Origin of the sequence: Micromonospora sp. NPDC023956 (assembly GCF_040639195.1) — a bacterium.
Taxonomy (GTDB): domain Bacteria; phylum Actinomycetota; class Actinomycetes; order Mycobacteriales; family Micromonosporaceae; genus Micromonospora.
On record NZ_JBEZZN010000003.1, the window covers coordinates 137,789 to 162,092 of the forward strand.

The 24,304-nt window shown below is 72.8% G+C and carries 22 protein-coding genes; 12 read left to right on the forward strand and 10 right to left on the reverse strand.

Annotated features, from left to right (window positions below; translation table 11 throughout):
• The first annotated feature begins 75 nt into the window (after positions 1–75).
• Positions 76–1,719: a gamma-glutamyltransferase family protein gene (locus AB0F58_RS06810; protein WP_357139051.1), complete on the forward strand. Its 1,644-nt coding sequence runs from the start codon at positions 76–78 to the stop codon at positions 1,717–1,719.
• Positions 1,720–1,726: 7 nt separating this feature from the next.
• Here AB0F58_RS06810 and AB0F58_RS06815 read toward each other — a convergent pair whose 3' ends face one another.
• Positions 1,727–2,689, reverse strand: a complete 963-nt coding sequence (locus AB0F58_RS06815; RefSeq protein WP_357139053.1) for a helix-turn-helix domain-containing protein — start codon at positions 2,687–2,689, stop codon at positions 1,727–1,729.
• Positions 2,690–2,838: 149 nt separating this feature from the next.
• Between AB0F58_RS06815 and AB0F58_RS06820 the strand changes: the two genes are divergently transcribed.
• From AB0F58_RS06820 to folE, 4 genes are all read left to right on the forward strand, one after another.
• Positions 2,839–2,976, forward strand: a complete 138-nt coding sequence (locus AB0F58_RS06820) for a hypothetical protein (protein WP_357139056.1) — start codon at positions 2,839–2,841, stop codon at positions 2,974–2,976.
• A 122-nt stretch (positions 2,977–3,098) separates the two neighbouring features.
• Entirely contained in the window at positions 3,099–3,674 is a 576-nt protein-coding gene (hpt, locus tag AB0F58_RS06825) for a hypoxanthine phosphoribosyltransferase (protein WP_357139058.1), read from the forward strand.
• Positions 3,675–4,131: 457 nt separating this feature from the next.
• Entirely contained in the window at positions 4,132–6,171 is a 2,040-nt protein-coding gene (gene ftsH / locus AB0F58_RS06830) for an ATP-dependent zinc metalloprotease FtsH (protein WP_357139061.1), read from the forward strand.
• A gap of 38 nt (positions 6,172–6,209) precedes the next feature.
• Positions 6,210–6,869: a GTP cyclohydrolase I FolE gene (gene folE, locus AB0F58_RS06835; protein ID WP_357140375.1), complete on the forward strand. Its 660-nt coding sequence runs from the start codon at positions 6,210–6,212 to the stop codon at positions 6,867–6,869.
• A 20-nt stretch (positions 6,870–6,889) separates the two neighbouring features.
• Here folE and AB0F58_RS06840 read toward each other — a convergent pair whose 3' ends face one another.
• Together AB0F58_RS06840 and AB0F58_RS06845 are read right to left on the reverse strand one after the other, a co-directional pair.
• On the reverse strand, positions 6,890–7,615 hold the full coding sequence (locus tag AB0F58_RS06840; protein ID WP_357139063.1) for a hypothetical protein: 726 nt from the start codon (positions 7,613–7,615) through the stop codon (positions 6,890–6,892).
• Positions 7,612–10,707 carry an FtsK/SpoIIIE domain-containing protein gene (locus tag AB0F58_RS06845; protein WP_357139066.1) on the reverse strand — a complete coding sequence of 1,032 codons (3,096 nt, stop codon included), beginning with the start codon at positions 10,705–10,707 and terminating at the stop codon, positions 7,612–7,614. Before AB0F58_RS06845 ends, AB0F58_RS06840 begins: the two co-directional genes overlap by 4 nt.
• 213 nt (positions 10,708–10,920) lie before the next feature.
• Here AB0F58_RS06845 and AB0F58_RS06850 point away from each other — a divergent pair, with 213 nt between their 5' ends.
• Positions 10,921–11,484, forward strand: a complete 564-nt coding sequence (locus AB0F58_RS06850; RefSeq protein ID WP_357140377.1) for a hypothetical protein — start codon at positions 10,921–10,923, stop codon at positions 11,482–11,484.
• Positions 11,485–11,489: 5 nt separating this feature from the next.
• On the opposite strand, the gene AB0F58_RS06855 is transcribed toward AB0F58_RS06850, so the two are convergent.
• Genes AB0F58_RS06855 through AB0F58_RS06885 form a run of 7 tightly spaced genes read right to left on the reverse strand, consistent with a single transcriptional unit; the run spans position 11,490 to position 19,870 of the window.
• Positions 11,490–12,089, reverse strand: a complete 600-nt coding sequence (locus AB0F58_RS06855) for a hypothetical protein (RefSeq protein ID WP_357139069.1) — start codon at positions 12,087–12,089, stop codon at positions 11,490–11,492.
• Positions 12,090–12,102: 13 nt separating this feature from the next.
• Positions 12,103–13,278, reverse strand: a complete 1,176-nt coding sequence (locus AB0F58_RS06860; RefSeq protein WP_357139072.1) for a M23 family metallopeptidase — start codon at positions 13,276–13,278, stop codon at positions 12,103–12,105.
• Positions 13,275–13,832 (reverse strand): hypothetical protein, encoded by a 558-nt coding sequence (locus AB0F58_RS06865; RefSeq protein WP_357139075.1) that lies wholly within the window; start codon positions 13,830–13,832, stop codon positions 13,275–13,277. The genes AB0F58_RS06860 and AB0F58_RS06865 overlap by 4 nt, the downstream gene beginning before the upstream one ends.
• On the reverse strand, positions 13,829–15,796 hold the full coding sequence (locus AB0F58_RS06870) for an MFS transporter (protein ID WP_357139078.1): 1,968 nt from the start codon (positions 15,794–15,796) through the stop codon (positions 13,829–13,831). The genes AB0F58_RS06865 and AB0F58_RS06870 overlap by 4 nt, the downstream gene beginning before the upstream one ends.
• A 1-nt stretch (position 15,797) precedes the next feature.
• Entirely contained in the window at positions 15,798–19,130 is a 3,333-nt protein-coding gene (locus AB0F58_RS06875; protein ID WP_357139080.1) for an ATP-binding protein, read from the reverse strand.
• Positions 19,131–19,179: 49 nt separating this feature from the next.
• Positions 19,180–19,542, reverse strand: coding sequence for a hypothetical protein (locus AB0F58_RS06880; protein ID WP_091649219.1), 363 nt, complete (start codon positions 19,540–19,542; stop codon positions 19,180–19,182).
• 13 nt (positions 19,543–19,555) lie between these two features.
• Entirely contained in the window at positions 19,556–19,870 is a 315-nt protein-coding gene (locus AB0F58_RS06885; RefSeq protein ID WP_357139084.1) for a hypothetical protein, read from the reverse strand.
• Between the two features lie 352 nt (positions 19,871–20,222).
• Between AB0F58_RS06885 and folP the strand changes: the two genes are divergently transcribed.
• From folP to AB0F58_RS06915, 6 genes are all read left to right on the forward strand, one after another.
• Positions 20,223–21,125, forward strand: a complete 903-nt coding sequence (gene folP / locus AB0F58_RS06890) for a dihydropteroate synthase (protein WP_357139086.1) — start codon at positions 20,223–20,225, stop codon at positions 21,123–21,125.
• Positions 21,122–21,487 (forward strand): dihydroneopterin aldolase, encoded by a 366-nt coding sequence (gene folB, locus AB0F58_RS06895; RefSeq protein WP_357139089.1) that lies wholly within the window; start codon positions 21,122–21,124, stop codon positions 21,485–21,487. The genes folP and folB overlap by 4 nt, the downstream gene beginning before the upstream one ends.
• Positions 21,484–22,011 carry a 2-amino-4-hydroxy-6-hydroxymethyldihydropteridine diphosphokinase gene (gene folK / locus AB0F58_RS06900; RefSeq protein ID WP_357139092.1) on the forward strand — a complete coding sequence of 176 codons (528 nt, stop codon included), beginning with the start codon at positions 21,484–21,486 and terminating at the stop codon, positions 22,009–22,011. The genes folB and folK overlap by 4 nt, the downstream gene beginning before the upstream one ends.
• Before the next feature lie 19 nt (positions 22,012–22,030).
• A complete protein-coding gene (locus tag AB0F58_RS06905) occupies positions 22,031–22,564 on the forward strand; it encodes a DUF3180 domain-containing protein (protein ID WP_357139094.1) in 534 nt (177 codons plus the stop codon).
• Positions 22,565–22,693: 129 nt separating this feature from the next.
• Positions 22,694–23,899 carry an ABC transporter permease gene (locus AB0F58_RS06910; protein ID WP_357139096.1) on the forward strand — a complete coding sequence of 402 codons (1,206 nt, stop codon included), beginning with the start codon at positions 22,694–22,696 and terminating at the stop codon, positions 23,897–23,899.
• A gap of 45 nt (positions 23,900–23,944) precedes the next feature.
• Positions 23,945–24,253 (forward strand): hypothetical protein, encoded by a 309-nt coding sequence (locus AB0F58_RS06915; protein WP_357139098.1) that lies wholly within the window; start codon positions 23,945–23,947, stop codon positions 24,251–24,253.
• The last annotated feature ends 51 nt before the right edge of the window (positions 24,254–24,304 follow it).

Consider the following 24,304-nt stretch of genomic DNA (forward strand, 5'->3'; position numbering starts at 1 on the left):
CGTCGCCGATCCCACGGACCCCGGCCGGCCTCCCGGAGGGCTCCCCGTCGATCCGTGGTGCGGTAGACATGGCGGATGGCGTACCCCCGACCGCCCCTCTTCGCCCCGCACGGTGCCGTCGCGACCAGCCAGCCGCTCGCCGCCGCGGCCGGGCTCGCCGTGCTGCGGCGCGGCGGCAACGCCGTCGACGCGGCGCTGGCCACCGCGATCACCCTCACCGTGGTCCAGCCGGGCTCCAACGACATCGGCGGCGACCTCTTCGCGATCGTCTGGGACGGTGAACGGCTGCACGGCCTGAACGCCTCCGGCCGCTCCCCGGCGGCGCTGACCCGGGACGTGGTCCTCGCCGCGACCGGCGGTCGGGGCGCCGACCCGGTGGCCGCCCTCGGCGGGGCCCAGGCGCGCGGCCCGGCGATGCCCGCCCGGGGCTGGCTGCCGGTGACCGTGCCCGGCGCACCCGCCGGTTGGCGGGACCTGCACGACCGGTTCGGCTCGCTACCGTTCGCCGACCTCTTCACCGACGCCGTCGGGTACGCCGAGCACGGGTACCCGGTCTCCACCAGCGTGGCGGCCGGCTGGGCTCGGGCCGCCGCCCTGCACGAGGGGCTGGTCGGGCCGGAGTTCGCCGAGTGGCGCCGGGTGTTCACGGCCGACGGGCGCCCGCCCCGGGCCGGGCAGCGGTGGCGCAACCCGGACGCGGCCCGGACCCTGCGCCGGATCGCCGCCACCGGCGCGGCCGACTTCTACCGGGGCGGGATCGCCGCGGCGCTGGCCGCGTACGCCGCCCGTACCGGTGGCCTGCTCACCGCCGACGACCTGGCCGCACACCGGTCGGAGTGGGTGGACCCGGTGTCCGCCCGGTACCGGGGGCACGAGGTGTGGGAGTTGCCGCCGAACGGGCAGGGGATCGCCGCGCTGCTCGCCCTGAACGTCCTCGACGGGGTGGATCTCGCAGCGCTCCCACCGGCCGATCGGCTGCACTGGCAGATCGAGGCGGTCAAGCTCGGCTTCGCCGACGCGCACGCGTACGTGGCCGACCCGGAGCACGTGACGGTGCCGACGGCAGCCCTGCTCGATCCGGGTTACGCGGCGACCCGGCGGGCCCTGGTCACCGACCGGGCCGGCACGCCCACCGCCGGTGAGCCGGAGCGGGGCGGCACGGTGTACCTCTGCGCAGCCGACTCCGCCGGACGGATGGTGAGCCTGATCCAGTCCACCTACCTGGGCTTCGGCTCGCACGTGGTGCTGCCCGGCCACGGCTTCGGGCTACAGGACCGGGGCACCGGCTTCCGCCTCGACCCGGCCCACCCGAACACGGTCGGGCCGTCCCGGCGGCCGTTCCACACGATCATCCCCGGTTTCCTGACCCGGGACGGCGTACCGGTGGGACCGTTCGGGGTGATGGGCGGGCACATGCAGCCGCAGGGGCACGTCCAGCTGGTCTCGGCCACCCTGGACGCCGGCCTGGATCCGCAGGCCGCCCTCGGCGCGCCCCGGTGGTACTGGCACACCGGTCGCTCGGTGCTGGTCGAACCGGAACTGACCACGACCGCCGAGGGGCGGGCGGCGGTGGAGGCACTGCGCGGGCGCGGCCACGAGATCACGGTCGCCGACGAGCCGGGCGTCTTCGGGTACGGCCAGGCGATCTGGCGACACGCCGACGGCGGGTACGTGGTCGGCTCGGAGCCCCGGGTGGACGGCGCGGCGATGGGATGGTGAGCGCGGGTCACGGGGTGGGGACGCGGTCCCGGAAGGTCACCCGGTAGGCCGCCGGCGTGGTCCCGACCCGGCGGGTGAAGTGGTGCCGCAGGGTGGCCGCGTCGCCGAACCCGACCTGCCCGGCCACCGCCTCCACGCTGAGCCAGGTCTCCTCCAGCAGCCGGCGGGCCAGCAGCACCCGTTGGTTGGTCAGCCAGTCGTGCGGCGTGGTGCCGGTCTCGGCGCGGAACCGCCGGGCGAAGGTACGGGGACTGACCCCGGCGCGACCGGCCAGCTCCTGCACGGTCAGCGGCCGGTCCAGGTGTCCCATCAACCAGGTGAGCACGGGTTCCAGGGTCGGTGCCTCCGGTGCCCGGGGGATCGGCGTCTCGACGTACTGCGCCTGCCCGCCGTCGCGGTGCGGCGGGACGACCATCCGGCGGGCGAGCCGGGTGGCCACCGCCGAACCGTGCTCCTGCCGGACCAGGTGCAGGCAGGCGTCGATCCCGGCGGCGGTGCCCGCGCTGGTCAGCAGGGAACCGTCCTGGACGTAGAGCGTGTTGCACTGGACCCGGGCCAGCGGGTGACGTTCCTGTAGGTCGTCGACGTACCGCCAGTGGGTCGTGCAGTCCCGACCGTCGAGCAGCCCGGCCCGGCCGAGCACGAAGGCCCCGGAGCAGACGCTGAACACGTACGCGCCCCGGTCGGCGGCCCGGCGCAACGCGGCCAGCACCGCCGGGGGGACCTCCGCGTCGCCGGCGTGGGCCGGCACCGCGACCAGGTCGGCCTCGTCGATCGGGGCCAGGTCGGCCGACGGGACCAGGGAGAACCCCGACGAGGTGCGGACCGGCGCGCCGTCGACGCCGCACACCGCGAACCGGTAGCCGGGAAGGCCGTCGGCCGTCCGGTCGGTGCCGAAGACCTCACAGAGCACGCCCAGTTCGAACGGGGCCACCCGGTCCAGCGCGAGCACGGCGACGGTACGGAGCATGTGACCAGGGTAACGGTACGGGTGGCAGGAATTCGAGGTGCAGTGGCAATCCTGCCACTGTTCCCCCTCCCCGAACGGTCGCAGACTGGACCGGTCCGGTGCGCACCGGCGGCGAGAACGACGGACACCCACGGAAAGCGAGCGCCGCCATGGAATTCCTCCTGTTTCTGCTCTTCCTCCTCGCCCTCGTGGCCGGTTCCGCGCTCGGGTTCACCGCCGACAGCCGGGACTCGGCCGACTGGAAGCCGACCGAGGACGGTCGTCGCTGGCGGTCCCGGCCCTGCTGACGGGGTCGGGCCGGGCCGTCCGGACGGGTCCGGGGGCGCGGTGTACGGGACGTCGACGGGGGCCCGCGGAAAGGGGCGGCCCCGCCGACGGCGACCGAGCGGCGTACGGCAGGCTAAGGGGCATGGCTGACGGCTCCTGGTACGACGCCGACATCGACCACGTGATCATTTCCGAGGCGCAGATCCGCGAGAAGACCGCGGAACTGGCCAAGCAGGTCTCGGTGGACTACGCCGACGTCGAGGACGGACTGCTGCTGGTCTGCGTGCTCAAGGGTGCGGTCATGTTCATGGCCGACTTCTCCCGGGCACTCGGCCGGCACGGTCCTCCCGCCGAACTCGACTTCATGGCCATCTCCTCGTACGGCCAGGGCACCACCTCCTCCGGCGTGGTGCGCATCCTCAAGGACCTCGACCGCGACATCGCCGGTCGGCACGTGGTGGTCGTCGAGGACATCGTCGACTCCGGGCTGACCCTCTCCTGGCTGCTGCGCTACCTGGAGTCGCGCTCGGCCGCGAGCGTCGAGGTGGTGGCCCTGTTCCGCAAGCCCGACGCGGTCAAGGTCGAGGTCCCGGTGAAGTACGTCGGCTTCGACATCCCGACCGAGTTCGTCGTCGGTTACGGCCTCGACTTCGGCGAGCGTTACCGCGAGCTGCCCTACGTGGGCGTGCTCAAGCCGCAGGTCTACGCCCGGTCCTGACCCTCCGGCCGCCGGTGGCGTCGCTGCCGGTGTGCTGAGCAGGCGATATCGGCCGACGTCGAGCGGACGTACAGCGCACTCTCAGGTATCCGGACTACGGTGGTGGTTCGGTGGCGTGGGAGCAGTCCCGCGACCGGGCCGTCGACCACCGGTCGGCGGCCGGGAGCGGCGCCGACGTCACGCCGGCTCTCGCCCGGAACCCGGGCGGGTGGTGAGGGGCTGGCGGAGCCAACGGTCACGCGGTGTCATGCCGACGGTGCGCGACTGCGGCCCTCGCGAGCTCGCTCGTCGTCCGCACGGTGTACCGTCGAATGACCGCGACGCGGCGATTTCGCGTCTCGGGGCCGAGGCCAGCCCGAAGAACGGCGGCTCCGGCCGCCGCCTCGGCGGCGAACAGCCATCAGACGGTCAGGACGTCGATCAGGAGGATCCGGGCGCCTCGGCGCTCGACAACAGTATGGAACGTACGCGTTTCTTCCGCCGCCCGGTGGTCTGGATCATCCTGGTGATCGCCGGCGCGATTCTGCTCAGTCAGTTGTTCACAGGTGGACCGAGCTACCACAAGGTCGACACGTCGGTCGCACTCGACCGGCTCAACACCGCGCAGATCGACAAGGTCGTCTTCCAGGACAAGGAGCAGACGCTCCAGATCGACCTGAAGGACAAGGCCAAGTTCGGTGACACCACCACCGACAAGATCGAGGCGCAGTTCCCGTACGAGGTCGGCGACCGGGTCTGGGAGCAGGTCCTCGCGGCCAAGGCGGCCAACCGGATCACCGGCCCGGCCGACACCGAGGTCTCGTCGGACAGCGTCCTCGTCACGCTGCTGGTGAACCTGTTGCCGATCGCCCTGCTCGTGCTCCTGCTGCTCTTCTTCATGTCGCAGATGCAGGGTGGCGGCTCCCGGGTGCTCAACTTCGGCAAGTCCAAGGCGAAGATGATCACCAAGGACACGCCGAAGACCACCTTCGCTGACGTGGCCGGGGCCGAGGAGGCCGTCGAGGAGCTGCACGAGATCAAGGACTTCCTGCAGAACCCGGCGAAGTACCAGGCCCTCGGCGCCAAGATCCCGAAGGGCGTGCTCCTCTTCGGCCCGCCCGGTACGGGCAAGACGCTGCTCGCCCGCGCCGTCGCCGGTGAGGCCGGAGTCCCGTTCTACTCGATCTCCGGCTCGGACTTCGTCGAGATGTTCGTCGGTGTCGGTGCCAGCCGGGTCCGTGACCTCTTCGAGCAGGCCAAGGCGAACGCCCCGGCGATCGTCTTCGTCGACGAGATCGACGCGGTCGGCCGGCACCGGGGCGCCGGCATGGGCGGTGGCCACGACGAGCGCGAGCAGACGCTGAACCAGCTCCTCGTGGAGATGGACGGCTTCGACACCAAGGGCGGGGTCATCCTGATCGCCGCCACCAACCGGCCGGACATCCTCGACCCGGCGCTGCTGCGCCCGGGCCGGTTCGACCGGCAGATCCCGGTGGACGCGCCCGACATGGAGGGGCGCAAGGCGATCCTCCGGGTGCACGCCAAGGGCAAGCCGTTCACGCCCGACGTCGACCTCGACTCGGTCGCCCGCCGGACCCCCGGCTTCAGCGGCGCCGACCTGGCCAACGTCATCAACGAGGCCGCCCTGCTCACCGCGCGCAAGGAGCAGCGGGCGATCACCAACGACTCGCTCGAGGAGTCGATCGACCGGGTCATCGCCGGCCCGCAGCGGCGGACCCGGGTGATGGGTGACCAGGAGAAGAAGATCACCGCGTACCACGAGGGTGGACACGCGCTGGTCGCCTGGGCGCTGCCGCACGCCGCCCCGGTGCACAAGGTGACCATCCTGTCCCGTGGCCGGACGCTGGGGCACACCCTGGTGCTCCCCACCGAGGACAAGTACACCCAGACCCGGGCCGAGATGATCGACACGCTCGCCTACGCGCTCGGTGGCCGGGCCGCCGAGGAGCTGGTCTTCCACGAGCCGACCACCGGTGCCGGCAACGACATCGAGAAGGCCACCCAGCTCGCCCGCGCGATGATCACGCAGTACGGCATGAGTTCGAAGCTCGGCGCCATCAAGTACGGCACCAGCGGCGACGAGCCGTTCCTCGGCCGCAACATGGGCCACGAGCGGGACTACTCGGACTCGGTGGCCGCCGAGATCGACAGCGAGATGCGGGCGCTGATCGAGCTGGCGCACGACGAGGCCTGGGAGATCCTGGTCGAGTACCGGGACGTCCTGGACGCCATGGTCCTCGAGTTGATCGAGAAGGAGACCCTCTCCACCGCCGACATGGCCCGGATCTGTCACCGGGTGGTGAAGCGTCCGCCGATGGCCCCGTACAACGGCTTCGGCAAGCGGCAGCCCTCCACCGATCCGCCGGTGCTCACCCCTGCCGAGCAGGAGGCGCTGAAGGCGCAGGCCGAGGCGGACGGGGTCGGGGCCGGGGTCGGCGGCGGCATCTCCCCGAACAACCTCGGTGGCACCGCGAACAGCTCGGACGGTACCCACTGAACCCGCGCGAACCGGCGGCCAGCCAGGGCGATCCTGTGCTGGCCGCCTCGTCCACCGAGCCCGACGACGACGCCCTGGACTACCTCGCCGCCCGGCTGATCAACGGCAAACTGACCGGACGTCCGGTGGAGAACGCCGTCGACCTCGGCCGGATCGAGCGGGCGGTACGCGAGATCCTGATCGCGGTCGGGGAGGACCCCGACCGCGACGGGCTGCTCCAGACGCCGGCCCGCGTCGCCCGCGCCTACGCGGAACTCTTCGCCGGCCTCCGGGTCGACCCGAAGCAGGTGCTCACCACCACCTTCGAGGCCAACCACGAGGAGTTGGTGCTCGTCCGGAACATCGACGTGATGAGCCTCTGCGAACACCACCTGCTCCCCTTCCGGGGCAGCGCGCACATCGGCTACATTCCCGGCCCCGACGGCCGGATCACCGGACTGTCGAAGCTGGCCCGGCTGGTCGAGGTCTTCGCCCGCCGTCCGCAGGTGCAGGAACGGCTCACCTCGCAGATTGCCGACCTGCTGATGGAACGGCTCGCCCCGCGCGGCGTCATCGTGGTGCTGGAGTGCGAGCACATGTGCATGGCGATGCGGGGCATCCAGAAATCCGGCGCCGAGACGATCACCTCGGCGGTGCGCGGCACCCTCCAGCGCGACGCGAAGTCCCGCGCCGAGGCGATGGCCCTGATCATCCGCTGACCCGAGGGCGGCGGTACGAATCAGCCGGCCAGTACGGCCACCAGGATCCCGGCGGTGCCCAGCGCCGCCGGGATCCCGCACACCAGCACCCCGAAGCGAGGAGTACGGTCCAGCTGGCCGTCCGGGCCCGGCCGGAACAACCGGCCCACGCCGGCCCGGCCCACCACGAACGCCACCGCCGGCAGCAACAGGCCGACCAGCAACGCCAGCACGGTCCGGGCTCCCGACCCGGTCAGCACCAGAGCGACCTGGAGCACCGGCACCAGCAGCGCCACCGGCCCGTAGACCAGGAGGTTCCGCAGCCGGACCGGCCAGCCTTCCGGCCGGGACCCGCGCCACACCCCGGCCACCGCCGTCCACCCGCGGGCGTCCAGCACGCCGTCGGCCGCGTCCGCGCACTCCCGGGCCGTCCGCAGCGCCGCCTGCACCGCCGCCGGACCGGCCGCCATCGACCGGGCCGCCACCGTCACCTCCGGTGGTGACGGCACCAGCGCCATCGCCGGTACGCCCCGCTCACGGAGGCGGGACTGCTGTGCGGCCAGACGGGCCCGTACCGTGGCCAGTTCCTCGCGGGCACCCTGGACCGAGCGGGCCTGCGCGCCGGCTGCGGTGGCCGCGCCCCGGCGTATCCCGTCGAGCTGCCGGGCGGCGGCGCGGTACTCGGTCCACGCGGCGGCGACCGGATCGGACGGTGCCGACTCCTCCGGCGTGACCCGCTGGGTCGGCGCGTGCCTGACCTCCGTCATCCCGCCTCCTCCTCCGCATCGCCGGCGAACGGCACCAGGACCGTGCCCGGTCCGACCCCGTCCCAGAGCAACGCCCGCCCGGGGCGGGGCGACCACTGCACCGTTCGGCCGACGATCGGCGTCAGCTGGTTGGCGGGCACGTCGGTCACCACCAACGACGCGACCGTGTCGATGCCGTCCCCCGGGTCGAGCAGTGCCCCGAGTGCCGACGCCGAACGCCACCAGCCCAGCACGTGACGTCCGGCCGGTGGGCCGTCCCGCAGCAGGGTACGGAGCGCCCCGTCCGGCACGCCGCCCGGGCCGTCCGCGCCGAACAACACCAGGTAGCCGGGGCGGTCGTCGCCCAGGATCGTGAGCAGGCCGGACAGGTCGACCGTCTCGACGGTGTGCCGCCCGGCCAGCTCGGCGGCGAGCGCGGCGGCGACGTCCCCCGCGCTCCTGGTCAGGGTGGCGACGACGAACCGCGCACCGCCCGACGGGTGGTGCGCGGCGACGCTCCGGGCGGCGGTGGACAGCAGCGAGGTGGACTCCGGACCGGTGCCGAGTACCACCAGGTTCCGGCCGGGCGCCCGGACGAGCGGCACCGACGCCGTCGTCCGGGACACGTCCACCGCCCGACCGAGCAGTGCCGCCGGGGTACGGGCCCGGCCGGCCTCGGCAGCCCGGTGGCACGGGTCGTTGCGCAGCACCGGACGGGCGTACCCGGCGAAGACCACCGGCGGGGACGCGCCGGCGGGCCGGGCCCCCCAGAGGTCACGCCGCAGCGCGGCGAGCGCCGCCGGATCGTCGAGCGGATCGGGGAACCGCACCATCCGCTCGTGCCCCCGGGTGGCACCGCGCGGCCCACCGAGCCCGCCCGCGGTGTTGACCACCGCGCTGCCCACCGCCAGACCGGCACCGGCGTCGTTGGTCGGCTCCAGCACCGCACCGCCCCCCGGCAACGCCACCCGCACCGGGAACTGGCCGAGCACCGAGTCGCGGGAGGCGGCCCCGGCGCCGAGACCGAGGTCACCCTCCCCGGCGAGGACCAGGTGGATCCCGTACGCCCGACCGGCGCGGGCCAGGTTCTCCAACCGCCCGGCCAGCTCGGTGCCGAGCCGGTCTCGCTGCCCCGGCCGGTGTCCGGGCTGGCCGTCCCGGAACAGCAGCGGGACGTTGTCGATCACGCAGACGATCCGGGGCAGGGGTTGGTGCTGGCGCAGTTCACCGAAGCGCTGCCCACCGGCGCGGTGCCCCGCCTCCTCGCGCCGGCGCAGTTCCGCTTCCAGATGGCCGAAGAGGGCCTGCACGTACTCCCGGTCGGCCGCGAGCGCGGCCGTCGCGACCTGTGGCACCCACGAGCGGTCCCGCCGCGTCGGGAGGAACTCGGTGAACGAGTCGCCGTCGGCCAGGTCCACCAGGTGCAGGATCAGCTCGTCCGGCCCGTACCGGGCGGCCAGGCCGAACAGCACGTTGGTCAGGAAGTCCGGCCGTCCGCTGCCCAGCCTTCCGCTGATCAACCAGTGCGGGGTCAGCTCGGTGAGGCCGAGGGTCACCGCCCGCCCGTCCGCATCACCCACCACCGTGGCGAGGCCGGTCGCGGAACTCGCCGCCCAGCGGGGCGTGTCGGCGGGCGGCAGGAGGGTGGCGAGTGTGAGCTGGGCACCGGCGGCCACCCGGCGGGCCAGCCGGCGGCAGACCGCCTCGACCAACTCGACCGGCGGGTCCTCCTCGACGAGAATCGGGGCGTTCAACCCCGTTGGCGGCTCCGCGCCGGGGCCGGCGAACGAGGTGCCGGGCGGGTCGCCCAGCAGGGCGTACGCGTTGCGGATCGCGATCTCCGTCGCGTACGGCAGTGCCGGCGGCCCGGTGCGGGGAGCGGCTCCGTCCGGGGAGGGAGCGGTGTGGCGGCGGGGCAGGTCGGTACCGCCCTCGGCGGCCGGACCGCGCGCACGCGGTCGCGTACCGTCCCGGTCGGGGTGGGTGGTGGCACCCGCCGGTGGTGGGTTGCCGGCCGTCGACAACGGCCAGCCGGCGACGACCAGGTGCAGACCGGCCCGGTGACCGCACCTCGCCAGGGCCTCGATCCGCGCCAGGTCGTTCGGCTCGACGCCGGCAGGCAGGGCGGCGATCACCAGCAGCATGGTGCGGTCGTGCCGGCGCTGCCGGGCGGTACCGGAGGCCACCCACTGCTCGGCCTCGCTGAGCACCGCCCGCAGGCCGGTGGGATCCGTCGCGGGCGGAGGCAGCAGACCGGCGTCGGCGAGCGGGGTGAAACCGGCGAAGGTCCCGCCGGTTTCCTCGGGGAGCGTGCCGACCCCGTCGGAGCCGGCCGGGCCCACCCGCCCGCCGGAGGCGGTGGGTGCCGTGGCACCGTCGCCGGCCGGCTCGGCACGGGTGCTGCTGCCGTCGGAGGTTCCCGCCGACGTCGGCGTGCCGCCGCCGGCCCGCTCGGCAGGCACCGGGACGGCGTCGCCGGTGGGCAGGTGGGCCGTTGGCCCGGTCCTCGTGTCGGCGTGTGGACGACCGGCCCGCCGCTCCACCACCGGGCCGGACGACACTCCGGTCGCCCCGCGCACCGGGTTGTCCGGGAGCGCTGCGGTGGATGCCGCGGCGGACCCGTGGGACGCTGTTCCGCTGATGGGGTCGACCGCGGGGTCGGGAACTGTCCCGGCGACGCCGTCGACCGCGCGTACCAGCAGGGAGCCGGCGGGCGAGGCCGCGAGCAGCCGGAGCAGTACGGCACGGAGAAGACCGGCGACCCGCTGGTCCCGAGCGTCGGTGTCGATGACCAGGTGACCGGTGCCCGGCAGGGGCACCAGAGCGGGAAAGCGCGCGTCGTCCAGCGGGGCGGCGGTACCGACCCGGACGAAGGTGGGTACCCCGTCACCGGGCGGCAGGTCCACAGTGAGTGACTCCAGCGCGGCGCCCGCCCAGCCCGGCGCCAACACCTCGGCCGCCCGACGGAGCCGGTCGGCCAACTCGTACTGTCGACGCTGGTCGGCGGGGACCGGCCGCGTGTCGTCCAGAATGGCGGCGGCGGCGGTCGTGGTAGCGGCGGCCCGTCGGTGCAGGGCGGCGGCACGGCTGGTGGGACCCTTGATCTCGACCACCCGTCCACCTCTCTTTCCAAGGGCGGTAGAACCTCCCCGAGCAGAGACGGTATCCCAGGTCGGGGCGGCGGGCCGGGAGGTGCGACGGCGGTGCGGCCGGGGAGAGTGCGAACCGGGTCGATCCGACGAAGCGGGACGACACAGGCGGAGATCGGCGACTTCGGGGGCATTGGGTACGAGGCGTCCAGCCGATAGCCTCAGGGGGTGGAATCAGTGCAGCCCCCCGCCGGTTCCCAGGTGTCCCGCGTACCGGCGCAGCGGACCCCGCAGGAGGACCTGGCACCATCTCCTGCCCCGCCGGTTCCGGTGCCGCCGCGCCGTCGGCTGCGGACGGTCCTGACGGTGGCGGGCGTCGTGCTCACCGTGCTCTGCCTCAGCGCAGCCGTCACCGTCTACATCCTCTACAGCCGCGCCAGCGCTCCCGACCGTAGTGCCCCCGATGTCGTGGTGGACAACTATCTGCGCGCCTTCCTCGTGGATCGCAACGACGCCCGAGCCGATTTGTTCACCTGCGGCGAAGGAGAGAGTCTGAGTGGCCTGCGCGACCTGCGTCATGAAATACAAAGGCGGGAGACCGAGTTCGACGTGGTGGTTCGGGTCACCTGGGGAGCCTTGACCCGAACCGAAGCAGACGGCGGCGAGAGTGTTTCTACAACGTTGACCGTGGCGAGCTTTTCGGATGGCACTCCGCGTAGCAGCCGCCGAGAGAGCTGGCAGTTCGCTGTTATCGATGAGAAGAACGAATGGCGCGTGTGCGGCGCGGCGAAGGTCGGCTGATCTGGCTACTCGATCCAGAGCAGGTGGGCGGGCACCTCGAGAGTGGTCGGGGGCTGACCGCGCCAGGCCCAGCGGTACCAGTCCAGTTCGGCGGTCACCCGGACGCAGATGTCCCCGTCGGGGCCGGAGTAGGGCTCGGTGACGGCGCGCAGGTCACGATGCTCTGTCGGACCGACGACGTGGACGACCCGGCGGCCGGTCACCGTATCGGCCTCGAAGACCGGAGTCGGTGGCCGGGGTGACGGTGCGTCCAGGGAGACCAGACGTGGCGCCGGTTCCTGCCCGGTGCCGACTACGGGTCGGGTCCCCAGGGTCTCCACCCAGACCCGGTCCACCGGGACCAGCGGCGCAAACACCTCCACCTGCTCGGACTCGGCCCGGTACCACTCGTTCTCGGGAAGCACCGGAACGTACGTCCGGCTGTTCTGCACCACGCGCTGATCGCCCCGTAGGTCCCCGCGCCAGCCCGTACCCGGCAGCCCGATCACGACCCGCCGCCCGCGCAGGTCGACCAGGCCGCTCGCGGGCACCAAGCGGACCGGCCGGGGCGGAAGCGGCGCCCAGTCGGGTTGACCGGCGAACGGGTCCGGGAGCGGACTGGTCATCGGTTGAGACGCTTCACGCCGAGCCATCAAGCGGGGCACCGCGTTCCTTCATGAACGGCACTGGATTGATGGCTCCGTTGCTGCTTCGATCCTCGTTGACGTGTACCTCGTAGTGCAGGTGCGGGCCGGAGGAGTTACCACTGCTGCCCACCACTCCGATAACCTCGCCCGCCTTGACCATCTGGCCGGGAACGACAAGGGGCTTGTGGAGCATGTGGCAGTAGCGGGTGACGTAACCACCGGCGTGCAGCATGTCGACGAACCAGCCACAGCCACCCTTGTTCGGCCAGCCGTCCTCGTCGCAGCTGAGCCGCCCTCGGTCGTCGGGGTCGCATTTGGCGATCATGACTCGACCACTGGCGGCGGCACGGATCTTGGTTTCCTTGGGAGCGGCCATGTCCACGCCGTTGTGCCGGGGACGTTCTGCCGTACGGAAGCCCGATCCGACCCTGCCGGGAATGGGGGCGGTCCAACCCGACGCGGCGATCTTCCCGCCGGCCGCTGCGTCGCAGACCTTCCTTCCGGAGATCTGGACCGTGCGGGCGGCCCCGCCAGCCAGCGCGTCCACGATCCTGCTGGCAAGTTCCTCGTGTTTGCCGTACGCGTCCGGGAAGGCGCTGATCTGTACCTTCTGGGCCGCCACCGTCAACGGCAGCTGCTGCCAGTTGCCGACCTTGACCAGCTTCTCGTAGAACTTCCGGGCCGCGTAGGACGGGTCCATCCGCTGCCGGACCGAGCCCCACCCGGGACGTTGCTGGAACAGGCCCACCGAGTCGTGATCCCAACCGATTCCCTCGTGCGGGATGTCCTTGGACGCCGCCACCGTGCTGTTGGCCAGGTTGCGCAGGCCGGACTCCTGCATGGCGGTGGCGACGGCGATCACCCAGGCCCGTGGGGGTAGCTTCATGTCCTGCCCGACCTTGATGATGATGGCCGCGTTACGGAGCTGACGCTCGCCGTACTTGCTGAACCGGGGCATGTCCCCGGTCACGTTGACGGTGTTCTCCGTACCGCAGTCCAACGCCGCCGCATTGATCATCTGATCGGGTTCGCCGCCGAGTTCGGTGAGGAGGAACGCCCCGGCGCCCCCGGTGCAGCAGAGCAGGGCCATCGCCGCGGTCAATGCCGCTGCCAGCGCCCCGACGCGGACCTGCCGTCCGGGTAGGGCCTTCCGGGTCGTGTCGTTCATGCCCGCTCCCAGTCCACCACGTCAACCAGCCAGCGTCCCTCCGGTGCCACGAGTTCCAGCCGCAACTGCCCGGAGTCCAGGGGGACCAGCGCCTCGACGAACGATTCGGTCCGTAGCCGGAGGGTGGTCGGACCCGTGGTTCGCCCCGCCGGTACTCCGGCCGGGTCCGCCCCGGCCATCTTCTCGGCCAGGGCGGGCGTGGCGAGCGGCCGGATCGTCGCCAGCCACTCGTCGCTCGTCTTGCCGCGACCGCCGAGCCAGACTCCGACGAAACGCTCCGCGACCTTCTCCGGCTTCGCAGCGCCGGGGCGGGTGACCGGGGAGGGCGGTGCGGCCGTGGCGATCACCCCGTCGTCCCCCGCCTCCGGGTCCACCGTCGTGATCGGTCTTTCCGGCCGGTTGCTGAGGCCAGCGGACGGGTCAACCGGGCCGGAGACCAACCGCGCCGCTCCGATGACCCCGAGGACCAGCACGCCGATGCCCAGCGCCACGCCGAGCCGGGACTTGAGGACCCGGGTGAGGAGAAACTCGATCGCCCGTCGCACCGTCCTCACCTCGCCTCGGTGCGCACCCGGGGAGCCTGCGGGGTGGGAGCGGAGATGCGCTCCGTCGAGGCGGGCCGGTAGATCACGAAGGACGGATTTTCCTCTGGTGCGTCCGGTTCCGTCCAGGTCGTCGGCTGGCGGCGGGGACGCGGCGGCGTGGGCCGTCCCGTGCGGCGCGGCTCGTCCTGCACCACCGTCTCGTCCGCGCGTTCGCGCCCATCCGGCCGTGGTCGTGGTTCCGTTCCGGCGACCGTCAGGGTCTCGGGGCGCGCCGGGGCGTGTGCCGGGTCCTCCCGACGTGACTCCGGTCGGAGACGGGTCTGCTCCACCACTGCTCCCCGTTTCCGGCCCGATGCCGGCACCCCCCGCTCGCCGGCCTCGGCCTCCTCCATCCGGGCGGCCGTACGCATGTCGCGGAAGAACCGGCGGTGCCAGGAACCACCCGACCCGGCCGCCTCGCTGCTCTCCTTCCCACCGAGCTGGGTGATCCGCCGGTAGGGGCGCAGCAGCAGCCAGCCGACCACACCGCAGAGCCAGACCAGCACCACCTGGAGCCAGCCCGGGAGCGTGGGAGTGCTCATGATCAGGTCGAGTGCGAGGAGGTAGATGGCCGCCCCGGTGCCGAAGATGGCGATGTTGAACACCGCCGCGACGACCGCGTTGCCGAGCCGTCGCAGGCCGGCACTCGCCGGACGCATCAGACCGATGGTGCCGAGGATCGGCGCCGCGATCACCGCCCACCGGAAGAGCAGGAAGCCGAGGAGAACCAGCAGGGAAGCGATCAGGTCGAACATCGCGAAGAGAACGGCGGCGAGCACCGCGATGAAGCCCGCACCCACCCGGTCCATGTCGCGGACCCCCTGGAGGTACTCGTACGCCTCCGGGTCTTCCTTCTTGATTTGCTCGGCTACCCGGGCCCACTGCTGTTGCTTGGCGTCGATGGTGGCTTCCCGCGTCGCGGGATTCTGCCGAAGCTTCTCGGCTTCTTCCCAGGAGAGCGACTTGGCGTCGTAGAGCGCCTGCCCGTATTTCTTGGCGGTCTCACTGTCGGCCGACCCGAGAATGCCGCGCAGCCAGTTGCGGTAGAGGAGCGACTCGGTCGCCGTGTCACTGGCCCGCACCGCAGGCGGACGGTTGTCCTTGCAGGCTTCCGGATTGGGATCATCGCACTTGTCCGGAGGAGTATCCTTCGCCGCAGGGCCCACCGCGTCATGGACCACCCCAAGTGTCGTCACCAGGGTGCCGTCGGCGATATTGGCCGACTTCACCGGCCAGGCGGCCAGTGCGGTCACCGTGACCATGACCAGCAGCGCCCAACCGGCCGTGGTCATCGCGTTGCTCATGTCGGACTGGCGGGACCGCCAGAGCAGGTAGAGCCCGACCACGCAGAGGGTGACGATGCCGAAGACGCTGAACACCTTCTGGTAGACGGCCTTGGTGGCCTGTTCCACCAGCGGATCGGCCCAGCCCCACATCGAGCGGGGTTCCCAAGCCCGCTCACGCAGCGCGTTCGACGCCCCGATGATCGCATTGGCTAGCATGAACTCGCCGTTCGCCACCATGGTGGTGAACCGGTAATCCGGGTGGAGCACGGACGACGCGCAGCCGGTGTCGATGTCGTAGGTGTTGAAGCTGTAACCGGCGTATCCGTAGTCGCTGTAGAGCCCCTGCGGCCCGGGTTGCGTGGAGGACTCCGGCCGGCCGGCGAACCACCCGGCCAGCCCCGAGTCCGGCGTGCCGGGTGTCGGAGCGTTACGGCACTTGACCGTGTCCTCGCTGACGTTCTCCAGTTTCGCCACGCAGGCGCGGAAGTCGGCCTGCCACTCCGGAGTGGTGCAGAGGTCCGCCCGGGCCTGGGTCGCCGGGGGTGGTGCCGCTGTCGCGCCGACGGCAGGCCAGATGATCGTGCCCACCGCGAGTACGCCGACGGCGAGGAGGAGTGCCGCGATCCGTGCCGGGGCCCTCGCCACCATGTCACGCCTCCAGGTCAGAGAGGATGCTCGGTAGGTTCGCGGCGTTCGTGGCGACCGCCGTGGGGGTGGTGTCGAGGTGCTCCAGCAGCCCGTCGACGTACGAGACGTCCACCCGGACCTTCTGCACCCGGCCGTCGACGTCGCGCATGACGAACTCCCGGAACCCGAGCCGGGTGGCCGACGACGCGTCGGCGGCGGACAGGGAGGCCAGGGTCGCCTCGTAGCCGTCGTCGACCGGCACCCGGAGCAGTCGTAGCGCCTCGGACGCGATCTCGGCGTCCTCGGCGATCCGGCCCACGAAGACGGTGGAGACGAGGTTCTGCACGTCCAGCCCGAGGATGTCGCGGGGGTTCTGCGAGGCGACCAGCGCGGCGAGGTTCCACTTCCGGGAGTCCCGGGCGAGCCGGACCAGGAACGACCGGCCGGAGCGCCAGCCTTCCATGAAGTGGGCCTCGTCCAGACCGACCAGCTTCCGTGAGGACATCGAGCCGCCGTAGCAGCGGCGGACCGCGAGCCGGTGCGCGGTGTGCAGCATCGGTAGGGCCAGCGACTCCTCGGCCGACCAGTACTCACGCTCGATCTTGAGGTCGGGGAGGCGCAGTCCGGCCATGGTGATGACGGTGAGGGCGGCGTCGGCACCGAGCAGGCCCTCCGGCGGGCGGCCGAAGAAGAGCAGGGCCAGTGGCATCTCGGCGGTGTCCAGGAGGAGGTTCGCCAGCTCCTTGCCGGCGTCGTCGTCGAGCTGCCCGAGGCAGGCGACCACGTCGTCCAGGGTGGACGTCTCCTCGGCCGGTACCTGCCGGACCGCGTGCCGGAACAGGGTGGCGGTGGACGCCTCCCGGGCCACCTGCGGCGGCACCAGCATCATGCAGATGTCCTGCACCAGCATGCGCCGCTCGGCCCGGGCGTTGGAGACCGCGATCTCGAACTCCCGGTCACCCGCCGGCCCGGTGGCGAACTCCGTCCGCAGCGGGGTGGGGATCAGCGAGTACGGCGCGAGCGTGCCGTGCTCCGACCCGGTCAGGTTGAGCACCCGGGAGTACGGCCGCAGCTCGGGCATGTTGCAGAGCCGGGCCAGCGGGCCGGACGGGTCGAGCAGGGTCACCTGGACGCCCCGTCGGGCGGCGAGGTAGCCGAGGGCGCCCAGCAGGGTCGACTTGCCACCACCCGGCTCGGCGACGAAGACGGCCAGCCCGGAGCGTTCCCGCACCTCCATCGGGAAGTGCATGTCGAGGAAGACCGGTCGGCGGCAGGTGCCGGCGGTCCGTCCGATCAGGTCGCCGCGCCGGTCGCCGACCGTGGAGGCGGCCTGTGGCAGGGCGGCGGCGAGCAGGTTGACCGGCATCCGGCGGACGTACCCGGTGTTGGCGATCGGCTCGCCCGGGATGAACTCGCGGGCCAGCCAGTCCTGGTTCTTCGGGTGCTGGAGCGAGATGCGCAGCTCGCGCGAGTAGAGCTGGATCAGCCGGCGGGCCCGCTCGAGGCACTCCTCCCGGGTCCGGCCGCCGACGGCGATCCGGTGCCAGCCGTGCGCCCGAGCCGAGTCCACCGGCAGGCCGGTGGTCATCTCGTCGCCGATCACCAGGGCGCGCTTGGCGAGTCGTTCCAGCTCGGGTGGGGCGTCGATGCCGTGCTCGGCGTAGTCGAGCTGCTGGGAGCGGATCATCCGCAGCCGGTGTTCGAGGTTACGGAAGGAGTCGCCGGAGCCGAGGATGTCGACCCGGGTGGAGATCTCCATCGGCCAGGGCAGCCGCTCGTGGAAGTGCAGCCACGGCTCGTGCTTCTCGGGGATCTCCAGCGGTTCCATCCGGCCGACCGCGAGCACGGCGACGTGCCGTTCCTCGCCGGTCATCCGGTTGACCAGCTTCACCGTGGAGCCGTACGGGGTGCGGTACCGCTCCACCTGCTCGGTCAGGGCGAGCAGGTCACCGCGTTCCCAGTGTCCGTTGGTGACCGGGGAGAGCGACCCGGGCGGTGCCATGCAGAGCGCCACGGAGCGGTAGAGCAGCCACTCCAGTTCCTGGGCGGTGACACGTCGACCGCGCATGCCGAACGCGGCGAGCACCTCGTCGAACTGCTCCACCGTCCGGCCCAGCTTGCGTCGCTCGCCATCGGCGGTGCCGCGACCGAAGGTGCGCAGCAGGCGTTCGGTCAGCGAGTCGCCGAGCGACCGGCGGGCGAAGGTCACCCCGAGATACGTCTGCCCCTCCGCGTGGTTGACCGAGAGCAGGTGCCGTTGCGCGGCGACCAGGTGGTCGGCCCAGGCCGGGGTGCCGGGCACGTCCGGCAGCGGGGCCGGGGTGTACGAGTCGATGGTGCGGGCCCACTCGTCGGCCGGGAACGGCCGGGTGGTGCGGCGCAGGTGCAGCCGGAATCCGGCGAGACCGGCGTACTGCTCGGAGATCGCCGAGAGCAGGGCCTCCCGTTCGGCGTCGGGCCGGAACGCCCAACGCACCTCGGGGAGCCAGTACCACGCGGTGACCGTGTTCGGAGTGAAGGTCAGGTGCCCGGCGATCTCGGTGATGGCCAGCTCGACGGAGGGATCCCGGTCCCCGAACTTGATCTTCGGAGGCCGGATGCGGGTGGGCTTGATCGGCTTGGCCGACTTCTCCCGCCGCCCCTCGGCGGAACGCTGCCGGGGCGGGACCCGACGGTGACTCGACGCCGTCTCCCCGTCGGCGTCGGCCATCGGCGCGGCGGCCGGGGCCGGCTCCGCCAGCGGCCGGGCGACGGGAAGGCGCTCGGTCGGCTGTTCCGGCACGCGCGGCAGCCCCGCGGGCGACTCGGGTGGGGTCAGCGCCGCCACCGGGGCGGGCGGTTCGGGTTCGGGCGCCGGCGCGACCGGTGGGGCCGGCACGGGCGTCTCGTCGACCGGGACGGCCCGGGTGCGGGGCGGTGCCGGGGCAGGCCGCGGCGGCTCCACCGTCGGTGGGGTGGCCCGGGGCGCGGCCGGCTCGACAGGCGGGGCGGTGGGCTGGTGCGGGATGGGCAACGGGTCGCGCCCGGGACGCCGCAGCGGTGTCAGGGGCTGCCGGGCACCCGGCCGGGTGCCGCCGAAGAGGTCCAGGAAGGGGGAGTCGATGTCCGGGCTCTCCGGGGTGGGGTGCGGCGGGGCGCTCTCCCCGGCGGGCGGCGTCGGTCGGCCCCGAACCGGCCGGGGGGCCTGGAAGACCCCCACGCCGCCGTGTCCGGGGCTGGCGGCCAGGGCGGGGTCGAGACTCACCTCGCCGGACTGCTCCTCCGACGGGTAGTCGAACGAGCGCGCACGGTGACCGTGCGGGCCGCTCTGATGTGCTGCCGGGTGCGGCTGCCCCGGCGTCGACGAGCGGTTCATTCGATCGCCTCACCCGGATCACTCGACCGTCTGATCGGCGTACGCCCGGTCATGCCAGCTCCTCCCGGATCCTGATCCGGCTGCCGACCAGGCGCGGGTCGCGCAGTTCGGCGGCCGGCTCCCGGGTACGCCGCCAGTCGGTCAGCGCGGTGCGGATCACCATGCGCGCCGGCCGGTCCGGGTCGACGTACCGGAAGATGAACGAGGTCGTCACGATGGCGAGCGCGATCTCCCAGGCCGGGAAGAGCTCGACCTTCAGCGTGAACAACCAGTGGATGAACATGTAGAGGGGGACGAGCAGCATGAAGAGGCCGTACTGCGCGTACGGCAGGTGAACGGGAAGGGTGTATCCGGGCGGGCCGAGGTAGACCAGGCGAGCCCGGTAGATGTCGTCGTCGGTGCGCAGCCGCATCTTGTGCCCGCGCCTATTCGAAGATCAGTTCGATCAGGTAGTCACCGACGAAGAAGAGCGTGGCGGCGCCGGCGATGAAGGCGAGCCCGACGATGGCGATGGCCGAGCTGGTCAGCACCTTCGAGATCTCACCCCGGCTGGCCCGGCCGATGAAGATGACGCCCAGCACGGCGAGGAGGATGGGCGCGATCTTGCTGGCGAAGAAGGAGACGACACCGTCGGTGTTGATCCCCTTGGGGGCCGGCTCGGCGAGCGGGGTCGACGCCAGGGCGTGAAACATCGGGGCGACAGCTGTCGACACCGTGTCCACGAGCTCTGTGGCGATCACTGGAAACCTCCCCATGGCGCGGCCGGCGGAGCCGCTGCGGTACTCGGGTGAACCTGATGGGACTGGGTGTTCCGGACGCGTCGTCACTGACGCTGCGTCCGTGCCCCGCCACGCTAGGTGGCAGGATTTGGGCGGATTTCCCCGCTTTGATCCTCCCTCCGGGCTTCGGTCGCCTCAGTGCCGAAGCAATTCCAAAGCGTACGGGCCGCCCCTCTTTGGAACAAGCGGCGAAGAGTGTGCCCGCTTCGGCCCGGACGCCCGATCGTACACCTGTTCCAATGTCCTCGTCAGGGGCGTGCGGAAGCGGGCCCGGCCCGTCCCTGCCTCCCGGCGTGGCGGGTACGGTGCAGCGGTGACCGATCTGGTAGGGGCGGACGGCCCGGTCGTGATGGGCGTCCTGAACGTCACGCCCGACTCCTTCTCCGACGGCGGCCGGTACGCCGACGTCGACGCCGCCGTCCGGCACGGGGTGCTGCTGCACGCGATCGGGGCGCACGTGATCGACGTGGGTGGCGAGTCGACCCGCCCCGGCGCGGACCGGGTGGACGCGGCCACCGAGACGGCCCGGGTGCTGCCGGTGGTCCGGGAGCTCGCCGCCGCCGGAGTGCCGGTCAGCATCGACACCACCCGGGCCCGGGTCGCCGAGGCCGCGCTGGCCGTCGGCGCCGCCGTGGTCAACGACGTCTCCGGGGGCCTGGCCGACCCGGACATGGCCCGCGTGGTGCGGGACGCCGGCTGCCCCTGGGTGCTGATGCACTGGCGCGGTCACTCCCGCGACATGCCCGCCCTGGCCACCTATACCGACGTGGTGGCCGACGTCCGGGCCGAACTGGCCGAACGCGTCGAGGACGCGCTGCGGGCCGGGGTGGCGGCGGACCGGATCATCGTCGACCCCGGCCTCGGCTTCGCCAAGACGGCCGCCCACAACTGGGAACTCACCGCCCGCCTGTCCGAGCTGCTGACCCTCGGGTTCCCGCTGCTCTTCGGCGCGAGCCGGAAGTCCTACCTCGGCCGGCTGCTGGCCGGGCCGGGCGGTGAGCCCCGGCCGACCGGCGGCCGGGAGGCGGCGACCATCGCCACCAGCGTCCTCGCGGTGGCCGCCGGCGCCTGGGGGGTCCGGGTGCACGACGTTCGGGGCACGGTCGACGCGCTCGCCGTCTGGCGGGCGAGCGGCCGGCCCCGACTGGCCCCACCGACGCGCAACGGGCCGGACGGCGCGGTCGACACGGACGTGCGGAAAGAAGGAGCGGCATGAGTGACCGGATCACGCTGACCGGGCTGCGGGCCCGGGGCCGGCACGGCGTCTACGACTTCGAGCGGGAGCAGGGCCAGGAGTTCGTGGTGGACACCGTCCTCGAACTCGACCTCGCCCCGGCGGCCCGCTCCGACGCGGTGACCGACACCGTCCACTACGGCGAGTTGGCCGGTCGGCTGGTCGCCGTGGTCACCGGCGAGCCGGTCAACCTGATCGAGACGCTCGCCGACCGGCTGCTCGACGTCTGCCTGGCCGACCCCCGGGTCACCGCCGCCACGGTGACCGTGCACAAGCCCGAGGCGCCGGTACCGCACACCTTCACCGACGTGGCGGTGACCATGACCCGGGCCCGGTCCCGGTGACCCGGGCCGTGCTCTCCCTGGGCAGCAACCTCGGCGACCGGCCGGCAAACCTGCGGGCCGCCGTGGTCCGCCTCGGCGCGGCGGTCCGGGTGGTCTCCGGGGTGTACGAGACCCCGCCCTGGGGGGACACCGAGCAGCCGGCGTACCTGAACGCGGTGCTGCTGGCCGAGGATCCGGACGCCACCGCGCGGGACTGGCTGGAGCGGGCCCGGGACGCCGAGCGGACGGCCGGGCGCGTCCGTGACCCGCAGCGCCGGTTCGGGCCCCGCACCCTCGACGTCGACGTGGTGGCCGTCTGGGACGACGCCGGCGAGCCGGTGCTCTCCGACGACCCCGACCTGACCCTGCCCCACCCCCGCGCCCACCTGCGGGCGTTCGTGCTGCGCCCGTGGATCGACATCCAGCCGTACGGGCGGCTGCCGGGACACGGCTGGCTCACCGACCTGCTCACCGCCGAGCCGGTCGCCGGGGACGCCCTGGAACTGCGTGCCCGACCGGATCTGACGTTAGAGTCGACGGCATGACCCAGCGGAGCCGGGCAGCATGACCGTGCCACAGTCCCCACCCCCGCGCCGGCCGGCACCCGACCGGGACCGGATGGGCCCGACCCGACCCGCCACCCTCCTGGTGGCCGGACTCGCCGCCGCGGCGCTGGCCTGGCTGCTGGTCAGCTTCCTCTACGGCTCCCTGCCGGAGCTGCCCTGGCTGCCGGTGGTCACCCTGGCCGGGCTCGCCGTGCTGGAGGGGTACGCGGCGGTCAACACCAGGGGCCGGATCGAGCGCAGGCCCGGCCGGGATCCGGTCAACCCGCTCATGGTGGCCCGGTTCGTGGTGCTGGCGAAGGCGTCCGCGCTGGCCGGCGCGATCTTCGCCGGGTTCTGTGCCGGACTTGCCGGTTGGCTCTTCCTGGAGAACACCCGGGCGGCGACCGAGGACCGCCCGGCCGCCCTGGCCGGCCTGACCGCTTCGTTGGCGCTGGTCGCGGCGGCTCTCTGGCTGGAGCGCGCCTGCCGGGTGCCCGAGCGGCCGGACGACGAACGGGAGCCCGACGACCGGGCGAACCGGCACACGCATTGATCGCGGGGTTACGTCTTCGCCCGGGCGCGGGTACGGTGCCAGCGACCGGGTAGTCAAGGCCGACGCCGGTCCACGCGCTCCGTCCTGCGTCGGGCCGGGCCGGTCGGCGACCGTGGGAGGCGTGCGTCAATGGGGTACGACGAGCCGGGCCGGGGCGAGTCCGTCGATCGGGACCAGTCCGGACCGGCCGCCACCGCCGTCATCCCCGAAACGCCGCCGGGCGAGCCCGGTCCCGACCGGGTCGCCGTGCACGTGGCCTGGGAGTCCGCTCTCGCCGGCACGGTGGCCGCCCTCGGCCTGCTGCTCTGGCTCCAGGACCCGCAGGCCCTGCGCGGCGACGGGCTGCGGGAACTTCTGGTGGGCGTGGTCGGGCTCGGCCTGCTCGCCCTCGCGGCCGGGCTGAGCCTGCGGACCGCCGCCCCGAACCTCGCCATCGGTCCGGTCGCGGTGGCCGCCGCCCTGCACTTCGCCGAGCAGGGCGACCGGGGGCTGACCGAGGCCGTCGTGCCGGCCGTGGTGGCGGCCGTCCTCGGCGGGCTGGTCCTGGCGGTGTTCGTGGTGGTGCTGCACGTGCCCGCCTGGGCGGCCAGCCTGTCCGCCGCGGCCGGGCTGGTGGTGTACATCGAGCGCCGGCAGGTGCCGGTACTGGTCCAGGCGCACTACGACCCCCGACACAACGCCTACCACCTCTTCGCCGGCTTCCTGGCGGTCGCCGTCCTCGGTGGCCTGTTCGGCACGATCCGGCCGGTGCGCGGGCTGGTGGGCCGCTTCCGGCCGGTCGAGGATCCGGCGCGTCGCCGGGGTACGGTGGCCGCCCTGGTCACCGCCGGTGCACTGATCGGCTCCACGGTGCTGGCGATGCTGGCCGGTGTGCTGTTCGCCGCGAACGGCTCCGATCGGGTCGTGCCCGAACCCGGCCTGGACTGGACGGCGCTCGGCGTCGGCATGGCCCTGCTCGGCGGGACGAGCGCCTTCGGCCGGCGTGGCGGGGTGAGCGGGACGATGCTGGTGGTCGTCCTGGTCGGCCTCTTCTGTGCGTACGTCGACGCGGCCGGACACGAGATCAGCCGCTGGGCGGTGGCCGGGCTGGCGCTCGCCGTCGGCCTGGTCGTCACCCGCATGGTCGAGACGTACGGCCGACCACGGCCGGCGACCGGTGAACCGCCCGATCCCGGCCTGGGCGGGGACCCGACGACCAGTTCGGGCTGGACCCTGCCGAGCGCCGACGGCGGTCCCTGGCCACCGGTGCTGCCGGCCCCCACCACCGAGGAGCCGGTCGACCCGTGGGGGCGCTGGGACGGCGGGCAGGACCGCTGGCGGGGTGACTCCCGGTGACCGACTCGACGGGCCGATGCTGATCTCGCCGGTTACGCTCGCCGCATGACCGAATCATCGTCGCCGGGGCCGGGTGGCCGTTCCTTCGCCGAGTTGGACGCGCTCTCCACCGAGGAGCTTCGCGAACAGGCGTTCGCCCTGGCCAGGGAGCGTCGGGACGTCGCGTTCTTCTGGTCCGTCCTGCGGCATCTGCCGAACGCCGACGAGGCGGCGGTGCTCGACGGCGCGCCCAACTCGGTCGGGCCGACGATCGAGGAGGCGGCGGCGCTGTGGCGGGAGCTGACCGGCCACGGTTACGAGGAGTCCGCGCCGCTGCTGCGGGCCGCCTTCGTCGACTACCTGATGAAGCACTGAACCGACCCGCGCGCCTGAAGCGACCGGTCCTCAGGTTTGCCCGTCCCGGTC